This window comes from Maribacter flavus (assembly GCF_008386635.1).
GTDB classification, from domain to species: domain Bacteria; phylum Bacteroidota; class Bacteroidia; order Flavobacteriales; family Flavobacteriaceae; genus Maribacter; species Maribacter flavus.
In genome coordinates this window covers 650,477-663,903 of record NZ_VUOE01000002.1, presented here as the reverse complement: position 1 = coordinate 663,903, position 13,427 = coordinate 650,477, and the positions used below count along the sequence as shown (strand labels likewise).

Annotated in this window: 13 protein-coding genes; 3 read left to right on the top strand and 10 right to left on the bottom strand. The window is 41.9% G+C overall.

The genetic code is table 11. The features are described from left to right. Positions 1-21: 21 nt before the first annotated feature. The 4 genes from F0361_RS13250 to F0361_RS13235 form a co-directional block, all read right to left on the bottom strand. A complete protein-coding gene (locus F0361_RS13250; RefSeq protein ID WP_154919172.1) occupies positions 22-876 on the bottom strand; it encodes an aminotransferase class IV in 855 nt (284 codons plus the stop codon). A 2-nt stretch (positions 877-878) separates the two neighbouring features. Beyond that, positions 879-2,069: a PQQ-dependent sugar dehydrogenase gene (locus F0361_RS13245; protein ID WP_154919169.1), complete on the bottom strand. Its 1,191-nt coding sequence runs from the start codon at positions 2,067-2,069 to the stop codon at positions 879-881. A gap of 274 nt (positions 2,070-2,343) precedes the next feature. Continuing rightward, positions 2,344-3,015 carry a ferredoxin reductase domain-containing protein gene (locus F0361_RS13240; protein WP_154919167.1) on the bottom strand — a complete coding sequence of 224 codons (672 nt, stop codon included), beginning with the start codon at positions 3,013-3,015 and terminating at the stop codon, positions 2,344-2,346. Between the two features lie 149 nt (positions 3,016-3,164). Continuing rightward, positions 3,165-3,794: an SDR family oxidoreductase gene (locus tag F0361_RS13235; RefSeq protein WP_154919164.1), complete on the bottom strand. Its 630-nt coding sequence runs from the start codon at positions 3,792-3,794 to the stop codon at positions 3,165-3,167. Positions 3,795-3,997: 203 nt separating this feature from the next. Here F0361_RS13235 and F0361_RS13230 point away from each other — a divergent pair, with 203 nt between their 5' ends. Then, positions 3,998-4,282, top strand: coding sequence for a hypothetical protein (locus F0361_RS13230; RefSeq protein WP_138259658.1), 285 nt, complete (start codon positions 3,998-4,000; stop codon positions 4,280-4,282). A 68-nt stretch (positions 4,283-4,350) separates the two neighbouring features. On the opposite strand, the gene F0361_RS13225 is transcribed toward F0361_RS13230, so the two are convergent. Then, positions 4,351-4,767 carry an OsmC family protein gene (locus F0361_RS13225; protein WP_154919160.1) on the bottom strand — a complete coding sequence of 139 codons (417 nt, stop codon included), beginning with the start codon at positions 4,765-4,767 and terminating at the stop codon, positions 4,351-4,353. 37 nt (positions 4,768-4,804) lie between these two features. Continuing rightward, complete coding sequence (locus F0361_RS13220) at positions 4,805-5,920, bottom strand: alkene reductase (protein WP_154919158.1); 1,116 nt, start codon at positions 5,918-5,920, stop codon at positions 4,805-4,807. A gap of 356 nt (positions 5,921-6,276) precedes the next feature. Between F0361_RS13220 and F0361_RS13215 the strand changes: the two genes are divergently transcribed. Beyond that, entirely contained in the window at positions 6,277-8,454 is a 2,178-nt protein-coding gene (locus F0361_RS13215; RefSeq protein WP_154919154.1) for a carbohydrate binding family 9 domain-containing protein, read from the top strand. Here F0361_RS13215 and F0361_RS13210 read toward each other — a convergent pair whose 3' ends face one another. Together F0361_RS13210 and F0361_RS13205 are read right to left on the bottom strand one after the other, a co-directional pair. Further along, positions 8,455-9,705, bottom strand: coding sequence for an FAD-dependent oxidoreductase (locus F0361_RS13210; protein ID WP_154919151.1), 1,251 nt, complete (start codon positions 9,703-9,705; stop codon positions 8,455-8,457). Positions 9,706-9,767: 62 nt separating this feature from the next. Further along, entirely contained in the window at positions 9,768-11,321 is a 1,554-nt protein-coding gene (locus F0361_RS13205; RefSeq protein ID WP_138259663.1) for a DEAD/DEAH box helicase, read from the bottom strand. A gap of 115 nt (positions 11,322-11,436) precedes the next feature. Here F0361_RS13205 and F0361_RS13200 point away from each other — a divergent pair, with 115 nt between their 5' ends. Then, complete coding sequence (locus tag F0361_RS13200; protein ID WP_154919149.1) at positions 11,437-12,039, top strand: pseudouridine synthase; 603 nt, start codon at positions 11,437-11,439, stop codon at positions 12,037-12,039. On the opposite strand, the gene F0361_RS13195 is transcribed toward F0361_RS13200, so the two are convergent. Further along, positions 12,010-12,942 (bottom strand): EamA family transporter, encoded by a 933-nt coding sequence (locus F0361_RS13195; RefSeq protein ID WP_154919146.1) that lies wholly within the window; start codon positions 12,940-12,942, stop codon positions 12,010-12,012. The genes F0361_RS13200 and F0361_RS13195 overlap by 30 nt on opposite strands. Positions 12,943-12,967: 25 nt before the next feature. After that, complete coding sequence (locus F0361_RS13190) at positions 12,968-13,426, bottom strand: cold-shock protein (RefSeq protein WP_138259666.1); 459 nt, start codon at positions 13,424-13,426, stop codon at positions 12,968-12,970. Position 13,427 lies beyond the last annotated feature (1 nt).

Genomic DNA, 13,427 nt, shown 5'->3' with positions numbered 1-13,427 from the left:
ACCCTCCCCAGGAATACAGTGCTACCTTTCAATAGCTTTCAAACGAAGGAAGGCTTCCTGCAGCATTTTTGTAATGGGCCCGACATTATTATTCTGATAATATACATGGTCATCCATTTGCCGTATGGAAGCTATCTGTGTGCTCGTACCTGTAAGGAAGGCCTCGTCCATCTCACGAATACTGTCGATGGCAACGGCCTCCTCACGCAATTCCAACCCCAATTCTTGGCAAAGCTGAACCACTACCAAACGGGTGATTCCATTTAAAATAAATTCATTGGCCGGATGAGTATACACAACTCTATCTTTCACGAAAAAAACATTGCAATGCGAAGCTTCCGTAACCATGCCGCTTCGGTATAACACCGTTTCATAGCATTCGTGCTGCATGGCCTCCTCGTTGAGCATCACGTTACCCAAAAGAGAGGTCATTTTAATATCGCATCTTGACCACCTGAAATCTTCCCGGGTAATCACATTTGCATGCAGGGTATTGATATCGGGCAACACCTTAGGAAGTGCATACATAAAAACCGTAGGCCTTATGTCTTTTGGAAAGGAATGCTGTCTGGGGGCAACACCCCGAGTTATTTGAATATACAGGAAACAGTCCTTTCCAATAAGGTTTGTAGCTGCCAGCAATTTGTTGACTTCCTCAGGTATTTGGCCGACATCATACCGAATATTGATTTTTGAAAGCCCCTCTGCAAGCCGAGCCAGATGTGCCTCCTCGTAAAAAAAAACTCCATTGATCTGGGCCATGGCCTCATAAATGCCGTCGCCAAAAATAAACCCTCTGTCAAAGACCGATATTTGGGCTTTTTCAGAAGGTATGATTTCTCCGTTCAGATATACTTTTTCGGGGAACTGGGCCATGATTAGTTGGAAGCTACTTGGGTATCGGAATACGTAACCCTGTAAATGGCGTCTCCATAATCATCGGATATCAACAAAGACCCGTCTTTCATCCACAGTAAATCAACGGGTCTGCCCGTTACTTTCTGGGTCTCGTCATTCAACCAACCATCGATGAAGGGCTCCGTACCCTTAACTTCACCATTTTCTATATCGGCCAGCATAATTCTATAACCTACCTTTTTACTTCTGTTCCAGGAACCATGCTCGGCGATAAACGCTTTTCCATTGTAAGATGCTGGAAACATAGTTCCTGATTTAAATTTCACCGCCAAGGGTGCCACATGTGCTCCCAAAGCTTTAGCAGGTGGCACAAAATCCGAACAAGGACGTTGATCACCAAATTCCGGGTCTTTTACTGTACCTCCGTGACAGAAAGGATAACCAAAATGCTGACCGGCCTCGGTAATATGGTTCAGTTCACAAGGAGGAACATCATCGCCCAACATATCCCTGCCATTGTCCGTAAACCACATCTCACCTTTATCATCCCAAGTAAAGCCTACGGAATTCCGTACACCGTGGGCGTAAATTTCACGGTTACTTCCGTCAGGGTCCATTCTGGTGATGGTGGCAAAACGTTCGTCTACCACGGTCGAATCACAAATATTGCAGGGGGCACCCACAGGAACGTATAATTTATCATCGGGTCCAAAGGCAATATATTTCCAACCGTGATGGAATTCCGTTGGATAATCATCATAGACCAATTCTTTGTTCAATGTACCACCCAACTGGCTTTCAATATTGGGATATTTCCATAGACTACCTACCTGGGCAACATACAGGTCTCCGTTTCGCATGGCAATTCCGTTGGGAACCTCCATAGTATCGAGCACCATGACCGTTTCGGCTTTATAGTCCCCATCTTTGTCCTGTATAGCGTATACGGTGTTCTCGTTTCTGGTTCCGACAACCAGTGTCCCGTCAGGTCCCATGGCCATGGAACGTGCACCATCCACTCCCCTGGCATATACCTTTATCTCAAAACCATCGGGTAAATTCAAATCCAATAATGCCAAGTCCGTACTATCCATGGGTACTTCCTCCTTGACATCAGCGCTTTCTTCCTTCTTGTTTTCCTTACAGGAAAATATGCTGAATGCCAGTGCAGCGGCACAGAAAATTTTTAAAAGTGATATTTTGTTTTTCATTGTATTTCAGTTTGCCGCTAAGATACTGAAGCATCCTTACATATTGAAAAATTTTCAATCATTCCCATTGCTCAGAAAAGGGATTATCCTCCCGAAAGGTTTAAAAATTAAAAGCTAAAAACCTGTTCGGTTTTTAGCTTTTAATTTTGGTTTTTTGAAAGTACCAATCCTTCAAATTGCCCAGTTCAAAAAAAACTATTTGTTCTCACCGGTTACTGTTTCCACATGCTGTTATTAAAACGTGAATTCATTTTTCGATGCGATTATTCTGCGTTCAATCAAAATCTTCTGTAATAATATTCTTTTTTGGAACATCCAATTCCAACAAGGCATTATACACACTATCCATCATTGGAGGTGGTCCGCAGAGGTAAAACTTTTTGTCAAGATTCTCGGTGTGGTTTTTAATAAATTCCTTGTCAATGGTACCATGGGGAAACTTGCTGCTATGTTCATCGGAAAGTATATTGATAAAATCTTTTCCCAGCCACCTTTCAAAATCGGATTGAAGAATAATATCACGCTCCCTTTGATTACCAAAGATCAATTTGTTGCCTTCTAAATTTCCTTTTCTGGCCAAATCCTTGATAATTGCGATAAATGGGGTAACTCCTGCCCCACCGGCCAAGAAAATTCCTGGTCCTTGATAGGAAATTGCCCCCCACGAATCACTTATCAACAGCGAATCTCCCTGTTCCAATGTCTGTAATTGATCGGTAACTCCATCGTGGTCCGGATACACTTTGATGGTAAACTGTAAGAAACCATCATCTGGCAAACTGGTAAAAGTAAAGGGTCGTTTTTCTTCTTTCCATTTGGGTTGGTCAATGGACATTTCGCAAGCCTGACCCGGTGTAAAATCATATCCCGAAGGTCTGTCCGTCTGTATTTGGAGTACGTTATGTCTTATAAATCCTATATCTTGAATATTTATTTTATGTGCCATCTTCTTTTGTCTTTTTCTATTTGCTCTATTTTTTTAGTTCTATAAATGAGACCCTCATCGAGGGATTTGTTTTTGTAAATTAAAGATTTTCAACGATTTAAATAATTAATTATCAAGTACATAAAAAATTTTAATCATGTAAAAATCATTTAGGAGACCGAATCCAACGCTTTTCCGATCAAGGTATCGCCTTCCAAAATTTCAAACGTTTCGTTCGTACCGGCATCTTCATGTAAGGCATGAACCAAGGTTTGGGCCACATCGTCACGGGTAATGGAACCATGCTTTTCAAAATGCCTTTTTAAACTGATCTTTCCTGTTCCCGTATCATTCGTCAATGTACCGGGCCGAACAATCATATAATTTAAATCCGTAGATTTTAAGTATTCGTCCGCATTATGTTTTGCTTGTAAATACTCTTTAAGATCTTCTGTAGTTTCTGGATTATCAGCCCCCATAGAACTTAACATTACAAATCTTTTTACGTTAGCGTTTCTGGATGCATCGATTAATCTCTTGGCTCCTTCTTGGTCTACAGCTACAACTTTTTCACCTCCTGAGCCCGCGGCAAAAATGACTTTATCAATATTTGCAACGGTATGTGTGATATCTTCCTCCAGATCACCTAAAACCGTATCTATCCCGTCGTTTTCAAATTGCGCCAATTGTTCCTTCTTACGAACCATGGCAACAGGATTAAAATATTGGGACTTTTTTAGTAGTTGAACTACTTTTTTGCCAGTAGTACCATTGGCACCGGCAACTAATATATTTTCCATAGTGTGTGTCTTTTTCATTTATGGTAAGATAATAGGAAAGAAGTATGAACCTTACCCGAAATAGTGTAATTATTAGCTCAAATCCTGAATAAAAAAATAACTAGCCAGTGTTTGAAAACAGCATATTTATCTTGGATTTAAGTCAATCCCAGGATTATAAAACTATTACCTTATCGGAGCATTATTAATCTTAATTTGAGAATATGAGTAATCAAAAAGAAAAAACCTACAATTCAGATATTACAAAAGAGGATTTGAACGCTTTGGGCGAAAAAACAAAAAATTCGAGAACCGATCAAGGAGATGACCAACAATTACAGGAAAGGGAAAAAGACGTGGATTTTGCAGGTTCTGATTTGGATGTTCCGGGTCGTGATTTACCAAAAGACAGAACCAGGAAAACGGTTAAGGACGAAGAAAATCAATTGTACAGTCAGGGAGGTTCAGGAAATGAGGATTTGGAACGGAACAAGGACCATATCAGATAGACTTTTGAATTAACGATATAAAAAAGCAGCCTAGATGGCTGCTTTTTCTTTGCAATGTGTTTTTATTTCTATGCTAAACTGACATTTAGTACGATTTCCGTATCCAATAATTTGGAAATGGGACACACATTTTTTGCCTTCGTAGCAATATCTTTAAATTCCGAAGCTTCAATTTCCGGTACATCACCTTTAAGATCTAAGGTCACTTTTACAATCTCCCCGTCCTTAAAGGACACCTTTGCGCTTACGTCAAGCGTATTGGGTGTATAATCAGCCTCACCAAGCAAAAAACTCAGTTGCATGGCAAAACATCCCGCGTGTGCCGCTCCAATGAGCTCTTCTGGATTGGTACCTTTTCCATCCTCAAATCTCGTATTGAAGGAGTATTGGGTATTATCCAAAACGGTACTATCCGTCGTTAAGGTTCCGTGTCCTTCTTTTCCACTCCCTTTCCATTGTGCTTTCGCATTTCGTGTAAAATTCATTTTATCTTATTTTTATTGTTAATGATTAATTAAGTCTTTACTGAACAGACTCTTCTTTCTTGTGGGTATCATAGTCTATATAACCCTCGGTACCTGGAGTGTAAAAAGTGTCTTCATCCCAGTCGGCCAGTTCCCAATCATTTTTAAAGCGTTCGACTAAATCGGGGTTGGACACATACAATTTCCCAAAAGAAACCAAGTCGGCATGCCCGTTTTCTATGACCTTATTACCAGAGTCCTGATCAAAACCTCCATTGATTATAAGGGTACCCTTATACATGGGTCTAAAATGTTCCGCTATGTTCTCAACCGCAAATGGGATTTTTGATACATCATTAAAAGGTTCCGAAAGATGTATATAAGCAAGGTCATATTCATCATCCAATTTTTTTATGATATATTCGAAAGTTGGAATGGTTTCCTCATCCATAGTCATTCCAAACATTCCATTTAAAGAAGGATTGAAGCGTGCGCCAATTTTTGATTCTGGAATAACTTTTTTGACTTCATCCAAAACTTCAAAAAAGAATCGTGCCCTATTTTCAATACTACCACCATATTCGTCCGTTCTTGTGTTCGAGGTTGCATTAAAAAATTGATGAAAAAGATACCCGTTTGAAGAGTGGATTTCAACGCCATCAAATCCCGCCTTAACCGCATTTTGGGCTGCATTTTTAAAATCCTCGATTGTCCTGGCAATATCTTCTTTGGTCATTGCCTTTGGTATGACCGTATCCTTAAAACCTTCTGGGGTATAAGATTTTGCCTCTGGGTTGATGGCGGACGGAGCTAAAGGCAAATCCCCATCGTGAAAATCTGGATGGGACATTCTACCCACATGCCATAACTGAATGAAGATGGTACCGTTTTTTTCATGAACTGCCTCGGTTACCTGTTTCCAACCCTCTAACTGCTCTTCAGTGTGTATTCCAGGTGTATTTATGTAGCCAACCGCTTCTTCGGACACTTGTGACCCCTCAGTGATTATGAGTCCGGCCGAAGCTCTTTGCTGATAATAAATATCATGTAGGCCTTCTTCCGGTTTTTTTGCCTCGTTCGCGGCCCTACTTCGGGTCATGGGGGCCATGACCACCCTATTTCTTAACGTGAAATTTCCTTTGTTATATGGTTTTAACAATGCTTGTTCGCTCATAATCAGTTTTGAATAAATAATGGATTTCTTCAAATATCCTTCAAACAAAGGATAATCATTAACTCTAATACCTAAATTAGTATCGGAAATAATAACAAACTACAAAGAAGCACTTTTTAAGACTTTTCAATCTTTGTTAGACCGATGGTCGAAAATGCATTTTATGAATCCAAACCGATGATTTACATGAATTTTAGCTTCTTTTTTGCGGTATGGAAAAAATAGACTCCTAAAATTTGAGTAAGTTGCACCGCCAATAGAAATATACCCCGCATGAGCCAACGTGGGATTCATAAAAAACAACCTAAAAATTCGAGATAATTATCGGAAGGATTTCTCGATTACCTAATTAACAAATGAAGAATTACCTATGCACCATTGTGTGCCTATTTCTTTTCGTCCACTTAGTAACCGCACAAAAAAAGAACACCGACTATCGTTTGAACATCAAAAAGACGAAACATCCCGTAAAAATCGATGGTATTGGTGATGACGTCGCGTGGCAGGATGCCGAAGTCGCCAAGGACTTTTTTAGGGTACTTCCTATGGATGACGGACTGGCCACCGAACAATCTGCCATAAAAATGACCTATGACGATAAAAACCTCTATCTGTTGGCCACCTTTTACAATGCCACCGAAGCCAATTACTTTGTAGAATCGCTCCGCCGGGATTTCTCCTTTGGTAGAAACGACAATTTTTTGCTGTTTTTGGACCCTTTCAATAATCAAACCACGGGCTTTTCCTTTGGTTCCAATGCTTTTGGCGCACAATGGGACGGTACTATGTTCGATGGTTCTCGAATCGACTTGAATTGGGACAGCAAGTGGATTTCTGAGGTGACCCGTGACGATGACAAATGGGTTTTTGAGATGGCCGTTCCCTTTAAGTCCATTCGCTATGAGGCCGGTGTAACGGAATGGGGCATTAATTTTAGTCGGCTAGACCTCAAATCCAGTGAAAAATCCAGCTGGACCCCCATTCCCAGACAGTTTCCAACGGCCGCACTGGCCTACACGGGAACCTTAGTCTGGGATGCACCCCCACCGGCCCCAGGCACCAACTTTTCCATTATCCCCTATTTATTGGGAGAGGTGAATCGGGATTTGGAAGCCAACGAGGATACCAAAACTATAGGAAAAATTGGGGGTGATATAAAGTTCAGTCTCACTTCCTCCCTGAATCTGGACCTTACCGTAAATCCAGATTTTTCGCAAGTGGAGGTAGACCGACAAATTACCAATTTGGACAGATTTGAGCTTTTCTTCCCCGAAAGACGACAGTTTTTTCTGGAGAACGGGGATCTTTTTGCCAATTTTGGGTATGAGACCATACGGCCCTTCTTTTCGAGAAGAATCGGACTAGGGGTGCCCATTCAGGCCGGTGCCCGTGTTAGTGGAAACCTCAATGAAAAGTGGCGCATGGGCCTTATGGACATGCAAACAGCCGCTGTGAATGAAACCGGCTTGCCCAGTCAAAATTTTGGAGTGCTTTCCTTACAGCGTAAGGTCTTTGGTCGAAGCAACATCGGGCTTATGGTCGTGAACAAGCAGTCCATCAATTATCCCTCAGAAAACGATTCCATAAACGCCCAATATGCAAAATACAATCGGAATCTGGGCATGGAATACAATCTGGCTTCCTCCAACAACATTTGGAACGGCAAGGCCTTTATACTGAAGTCGCTTGCCCCGGATGAAAGTGGCCGCGGCATTGCCCAAGGGGCACATTTGGAATACAGTAGTAGAAAATGGAACTGGCGGTTGCAGCAGGAATGGGTAAGTAACGATTATACGGCAGAGGTGGGTTTTGTACCCAGAAGAAACTATGTCAATTTAACGGGGAAATTGGGGCATCTGTTCTTTCCAAAATCGGGTCCCATAGTGAGCCACGGACCGGAATTAAACGTCACATGGTTTTTTAACGAAGCATTCCGTGAAACGGACCATTTGGCCTATATGCTCTATCGCTTTGATTTTAGGAACCGTAGCAATGCGTTTTTCTTTCTATCCGATGATTATGTGGAACTGTTGGATCCCTTTGACCCTACCCGATTGGGCATTGCGGAGTTGGCAACGGGCACCAAACACCAATGGAACGCCTTTGGTTGGGAATACCAATCCAAGCCCCAAAGCCTATTCACCTATTCCTTAGGGGGCCGCGTGGGAGGCTATTACCAGGATGGAAACCGTACCAGCCTGACGACGGAGCTCGGGTACCGATTCCAGCCCTACGTAAGCCTGAGCGCGAATTTAAACTACAATCACATAGATTTGCCAGCACCGTGGAATACCAACGAATTTTGGTTGATCGGGGCAGAGGCGGATATTACCTTCACCAACAAGATATTCTTTGCCAATTTGGTCCAATACAACGAGCAAACGGGCAATATGAACCTGAATTCCAGGTTTCAGTGGCGTTATAGTCCGGCTTCCGATTTGTTTTTGGTTTATACCAACAACTATTTTGTAACCCCTTTTGAAACCCGCAATTGGGGCTTGACATTGAAGTTTACCTATTGGTTGAACAACTGATCAGTTGCGCTTTTCCAGAACTTCCAATACTCCTTTAGCGGCCATTTCCCCGGAAAGCATGGCGGCGTTCAAAGATCCATTGAGCAAATAATCCCCGGCCAAAAACACGTTTTCTGTGAGTCGGGTTTCTGAAGGCGTTAAGGAGTACCTAATATCGGTCAATTTGGGCAGTGCCTTTTTTATTTGATACTGTTTTAAGTACCGTTCCGTGGTAATTCCACAGAATTGGTGTAAATCCTCCTTTAGCCTCTGTACCAATTCATATTCCGTTAACTCATGGTCCTTTACAACGGTAACGGAAAGCAGTTCCGCAGCCCCCTTTTGGGCCGTTTCCAAGGAAGTATGATAAAAAATATTATTGATCAAAGCATCCGGATCGGCAATCAGCCCAATCAAGGGTTTGTCAATATTTCTTCCTTTGGGTGTAAAGTATAAGGTATCCGATGTATGCCAATCCAAATGCTGCTTGCGCAAATTTGGCACCAGCGGCGAAGCATCGGTAGCGATAATCTTATAATCGAAAAATGCCGCTTTACCATCGGATAAAGTGATTTTTTCATCGGTACAACTTTCTACAGGACAATTAAATATGAATTGAGTTGCCTTCAAATTTTGTTGTAATTGATTGGGTATGGCACCGATACCTGCCTTGGGCAATACGGCAAGCCCTGCACCGAACATTTTATAAACGAACTGAAACATCCTTGAGGAGGTAGCCAAATTAGGTTCCAAGAAGATACCGGAAAAAAAGGGCTTGAAAAATTGGTTGATTATTTCTTCTGAAAAATTAAGGGATTTTAGATACTCTAGTGTAGAAGTTTCCGGTTCCTCAAAAATTTCCTCCAGAGATTTTTCCTTCAACGTTGCATTTAATTTCAACACTTTGAATTTATCCCCAAAAGTACCGATACCGGAAGTCAGTGTAGGGAACAATAGACTAAGGTTGCGAAGTGGATCACCTATGATGGCACTTTTCCCTTTATGGAACACTTGGGCTCCCGACAAAAATTTTTGAAATTCCAGCTGTCCATAATCCAAATACTTTTGGGCCATGGGGTAGGCGTCCAACAACACCTGAAAACCGTGGTCTAACTGATATCCATCCAGAAGATCAGTTTTTACGCGTCCGCCAATACTGTCCGATGCCTCAAAAATTGTGGGAGCAAACCCCTCTTTTTCCAAGGTAATGGCCGCGACCAAACCACTGATTCCTGCGCCAATTATGGCGATTTTAGTAGATTTCCTTTCCATAGGGTAAAAATAGGAAAAGTAATGGGCGATTTAGTAAGGAGATAATAAGATAAACCTAAATACTACTCCTCCGGCGGATGCCCGTTAATATTCTCGTAGACCGAATCAAAATTTTCCCGCAGATATGCATTCAATTTCTTTTGATAGTCATCCTTCAACCAACTCAGGAAATTATGGGTACTTTTACTGATACACTTGGCGTAGACATGGATACGATTGTCAATATCCTCCTTCAACAATTTGGCTAAGGCCAGGGCATCATAGACATCCTCGCTGTTTTCTATACAGATATAGGCATGCTGCTCTATGGAACGCTCCAGAACCACCTTGGAGGACTCGCCAGCCAATGTAGCTTGTTCATAGGTTTCGCGGATATCAAAATAGGTTTCATTGGAGTTTTTGAACTCCTCCTTTATGTCCTCGGATAGGTCGTGTTTGAAACCGGCCTCGATATCCTCATCATCACGGATCCTGTCCATGTAATAATTGGGCGACTTGAAAATAGCCTCCCAATCCAAATCGGCGCCCCACGGTCCAAATCGGTATAAATTATTACCCAAATCGATGACCGTGAATTTAGATTTGTTGTTCAGTACCCGTGAACCCCTACCGATCATTTGGTAGTATAAGGTCAAGGACTTTGTAGCACGGTTCAGGATGATACTCTCAATGGTAGGTTCATCAAAACCGGTGGTCAGAATACTTACCGAAGTCAATATGGCATTTGGGGTTTCCTTGAACCACTTTAAAATCTGCTTTCGCTGCTTTTTCGTCGCGGTATTGTCTAGGTGCATGATGGGCAATCCGGCATTTCTGAACGTATAGTAGACCTGAATGGAAGTTTCTATACCATTATTGAATATCAGCGTCTTTTTATCCTTGGAATGTTTGGTATAGGCTTCCAACAATTTGTTCAACATGGCCGGACTCGTATACAGGTCGGCAGAGGATTTTACGGTATAATCCCCATTGGACCCCACCTCCAAGGAGGTAAGCCCCATGTCATAGTGATAGGTTTCGGCACGGGCCAAAAAATCGTTCTCTATTAGATTTTCAATGGACTCCCCGGGTATCAACTCATCGTAATTGCCGTTCATGGGAGTTTCCTTGTTGGAACTTAACGGCGTTGCCGTAACGCCCAAAATAAAGGAGTTCTCAAAGAATTTGAACAATTTGGTGAAGGAGTTGTAATGGGCCTCGTCGATGATGACCAGACCGACATCGGAAATATCCAATTTATCATCGTTCAAACGGTTGTTCAAGGTCTCCACCATGGCCACATAACAGCTGTACTTTTCCTGATCGTCCAAATTTGCCTTGCTATTGACCACTTTATTCACCACGCCAAAACTAGTAAGCATGTCCGAGGTCTGGTTGCAAAGCTCCACCCTGTGGGTCATGACCAATACCTTTTTGGAATGGTTTTTTAAATACTGACGGACGATTTCCGAAAAGATGACCGTTTTACCACCACCTGTAGGCAATTGGTACAAAAGATGGTAATCCTCACGTTCGTTGTCAAACTTTTCAAAAATTTGTTGGATGGCTCCCTGCTGATAGCTATACAGCTCTTTATCCGTCTTTTTCTCCTGTAACTCGTATACGGTCTCTTGCATGTACTCCTTTTCTTTTGAAGGTTGCAAAGGTACGGTCTTCTATGGCCGAATGCTAATCCATGCGATAAAAAGGGTATCTTTCCGACCAATTGATGCTAAACCAATTCCCGTTCAGATGGATGTCCATTCCCATTTTAAAATGTACAAACCCGTTGGTTTTTTGAGTCAGATGACATCGGGTGAAGCAAGACAAATACGGAACAAGAGGTTTTTGACCGAACTCTATGATTTTCCCGAAGGTACCATGCCCATTGGTCGTTTGGACGAAAAATCCGAAGGGCTGTTATTGCTTACTACCCATGGAAAATTAGCCGATACCATCAATAGCGGCGCAATCGAAAAAGAATACTGGGCACAATTGGACGGTAGCATAGATTCCCTTTCCATTAAAAAGCTTAAGGCTGGTGTCACTATCGGACTATTTGGGAAAAGCTATACCACCAAACCTTGTAGGGTGGAAAAATTAGAGGAAGCCCCTACCCTGCCCGATGCCGATCCAAAATTACGAATCAGACTTCACCGCCCTACATCATGGATTAAAATAATTCTGACCGAAGGAAAGTTTCGGCAAATTCGAAAAATGACGGCTGCAGTGGGTTATCCTACAGTGCGACTTATTCGCGTACGGGTAGGTTCCATTTTATTGGAAGGCATGCAGGAAGGTTCGGTGGAAACAATAGCTGATTTATCAGCCCAACTTCTTAGAGGTAAACCTTGAAAACAGGGTGATTCGTTTTTTCGTATTGATAAAATAGACCCCGGTAAGCAAAATCAGGGCCGCAATGACGGATTGTAAGGTAATCTCCTCTTTTAAAAAATACCAACCCAAAATCATGGCAATGATCGGATTAACATAGGTGGAAGTTGCTACTTTTTCTGGGGACACCACTTTGAGCAGATAGTTAAAAGCCGTAAAAGCTACAATACTGCCCAGCAAGATCAACAAAAGCATGGACCATTTTACGGGCACACTCCAATCAACAGGAGAAATCCACTCCTCCCCAATAAGTGCGCTGATCAAAAACAGTTGTATTCCCCCGGTTACCATTTGGTATCCGGTATTTACGAAGTAATTGGGCGGCAGATCCGCTTTTCCCACAAAAAGACTGCCGTAGGCCCAACTGATCATACAGAAAAATATAAGTATCATTCCTAGAAGCGCACCGTCCTGTGAAATGATCTGTTTTTGGCTCACCAAAAGATATATGCCTATCATGCCCAATCCTACCCCTATAAAGGACATGGGTTGAATTCTTTTATTCTGTAGTATTCGCATCAGCAATAATACCACGAGTGGTTGGGCGGATATCTCAAGGGCGGCAAAACCACTATCCACGAATTTCAATGCCCACACGACTACACCGTTGCCAAAGGTCAAAAATAGAAAACCGGCTATGATGGAGTTACCCAACTGGCGCTTTGTAACTACCAAAGGAATTTTTAAAAATTTGGCGATTAAAAAAATAAGACTTCCCGCAGTAATGAAACGTATACCTGCCAACATGAATGCCGGCAGTTCCGTAACCGCAATTTTATTTAAAAGATACGTACTGCCCCAAATAACGTAAATGGCAAAAAAAGCAAGTAAAATAAGTCCCGTATTACGCTTAAGTAAGGTCATTGGGTTATATAAATATTCAAGGTAATTAGATTTTCTTGACCCTGACAGCGTTCATACCCTTCATTCCCTTTTCAAGTTCAAAGGAAACCTTGTCGTTTTCAAATATTTCATCAATGAGGCCACTTACATGCACAAAGTACTTCTCATTATTTTCGGAATCAATAATAAATCCAAAACCTTTTGAAGAGTCAAAGAAAGAAACCTTACCATTTCTGACTGGATCAAATTCCTCTGTATCGCTTTCTTCCTTTTTTGGTATTCCCAGCACAATATCTTCTGCATCTATCTCTACCTTCATTGTTGGATCTGGCGGCGTATCCACCAAATTTCCGTTGAAATCAACATAAGCAATGGGGATTCCGGAAGACCCGCTTTCTTTTGAAGCTTGTTTGCGCGCCTCTTTCTTTTTCTGCTTCTCTTCTCTCTTTTTTAATCTCTTTTTTACTTTTTCTGTTTTATTGAAGGTTTGCTGTGATTTTGCCATT

Bases quoted from the DNA above. Each gene is read 5' to 3' on its own strand.
- F0361_RS13210 (WP_154919151.1), bottom strand. From the start codon at position 9,705: ATGGAAAGGAAATCTACTAAAATCGCCATAATTGGCGCAGGAATCAGT.
- F0361_RS13240 (WP_154919167.1), bottom strand. From the start codon at position 3,015: ATGGCACATAAAATAAATATTCAAGATATAGGATTTATAAGACATAAC.
- F0361_RS13200 (WP_154919149.1), top strand. From the start codon at position 11,437: ATGGATGTCCATTCCCATTTTAAAATGTACAAACCCGTTGGTTTTTTG.
- F0361_RS13220 (WP_154919158.1), bottom strand. From the start codon at position 5,920: ATGAGCGAACAAGCATTGTTAAAACCATATAACAAAGGAAATTTCACG.
- F0361_RS13230 (WP_138259658.1), top strand. From the start codon at position 3,998: ATGAGTAATCAAAAAGAAAAAACCTACAATTCAGATATTACAAAAGAG.
- F0361_RS13225 (WP_154919160.1), bottom strand. From the start codon at position 4,767: ATGAATTTTACACGAAATGCGAAAGCACAATGGAAAGGGAGTGGAAAA.
- F0361_RS13190 (WP_138259666.1), bottom strand. From the start codon at position 13,426: ATGGCAAAATCACAGCAAACCTTCAATAAAACAGAAAAAGTAAAAAAG.
- F0361_RS13235 (WP_154919164.1), bottom strand. From the start codon at position 3,794: ATGGAAAATATATTAGTTGCCGGTGCCAATGGTACTACTGGCAAAAAA.
- F0361_RS13195 (WP_154919146.1), bottom strand. From the start codon at position 12,942: ATGACCTTACTTAAGCGTAATACGGGACTTATTTTACTTGCTTTTTTT.
- F0361_RS13205 (WP_138259663.1), bottom strand. From the start codon at position 11,321: ATGCAAGAGACCGTATACGAGTTACAGGAGAAAAAGACGGATAAAGAG.
- F0361_RS13250 (WP_154919172.1), bottom strand. From the start codon at position 876: ATGGCCCAGTTCCCCGAAAAAGTATATCTGAACGGAGAAATCATACCT.
- F0361_RS13245 (WP_154919169.1), bottom strand. From the start codon at position 2,069: ATGAAAAACAAAATATCACTTTTAAAAATTTTCTGTGCCGCTGCACTG.
- F0361_RS13215 (WP_154919154.1), top strand. From the start codon at position 6,277: ATGAAGAATTACCTATGCACCATTGTGTGCCTATTTCTTTTCGTCCAC.